Consider the following 808-nt stretch of genomic DNA (forward strand, 5'->3'; position numbering starts at 1 on the left):
TGTTGTTGGCGAAATAGAACAACCAAATACTTACACCACTAAATCCTTTATTGTAATGACAGACAAGGTGATGATAGAAAACGAAGGATTATCTAAAAAGGAGATAGAATCTAAAATTCGGGATTCTTTCAAACCTAAAGAATGTAATTCAACTATTGATGAAATAACTATAGTATGGTTGCCATGGGATAAAAAGGATGTTTGTGGGCATACGGATGGAATATTAAGATTTGTCGGCGCACAAAAAGATGGCAAACCTGTAGTGTTAACTAATCTTTCTGTATATGATGATGGTATTGCTGCTCAAATGCGTAATATCTTGATGGAACATTTTTATGTTATAGAGTTGAATCTTTCTGAATATAACGAATTAAGTTGGGCATATATCAACGCTCTTCAGACACGTGATGTTATTATTGTTCCAGGAATTGGCAATACAAAACTTGATAATGAAGCAATGGGTCAGTTTATTGCTTTATATCCTGATTATAGAGGAAGGATTTTTCAAGTTCAGATGAAAGAAATTATTGAAAAATGGGGCGGAGCTTTAAACTGTAGTACATGGACAATTAGTGAAGATAAGAAACTACAATAGCCGTACCAGGCATCATCAATGCTGGTATCTGATAGCAGATACTCTTTCCACCGCCAGTAGGCATCAACACTAGACAGTCTTTGTTGCTAAGTATATGGCGTATAACGTTCTCTTGTAGAGGGCGAAAGGAATTATATCCAAAATATCTTTTGAGTGTAGATCAATAGTTCGTTAAAATTTGAGATAAAGGCTAAGCAGTTTTACGCTGCCAGC

At 35.3% G+C, this 808-nt stretch carries 1 protein-coding gene and 1 pseudogene; one reads left to right on the forward strand and one right to left on the reverse strand.

The window, feature by feature from the left end; all coding sequences use genetic code 11:
* The first annotated feature begins 70 nt into the window (after positions 1–70).
* The gene (locus tag KM934_RS12865; RefSeq protein WP_252345014.1) at positions 71–595 is read left to right on the forward strand and encodes an agmatine deiminase family protein; all 525 of its coding nucleotides are present in this window, start codon (positions 71–73) and stop codon (positions 593–595) included.
* On the opposite strand, the pseudogene KM934_RS12870 reads toward KM934_RS12865, so the two are convergent.
* Positions 576–752 (reverse strand): annotated as a pseudogene (locus KM934_RS12870) (DEAD/DEAH box helicase); the annotation flags it as partial. The gene KM934_RS12865 and the pseudogene KM934_RS12870 overlap by 20 nt on opposite strands.
* Between the last annotated feature and the right edge of the window lie 56 nt (positions 753–808).

It is taken from the genome of Hallella faecis, from assembly GCF_018789675.1.
GTDB lineage: Bacteria > Bacteroidota > Bacteroidia > Bacteroidales > Bacteroidaceae > Prevotella > Prevotella faecis.

What these genes read in the sequence shown, in the direction of transcription:
- KM934_RS12865 (WP_252345014.1), top strand. Translation starts at nt 71, where the DNA reads ATGATAGAAAACGAAGGATTATCTAAAAAGGAGATAGAATCTAAAATT.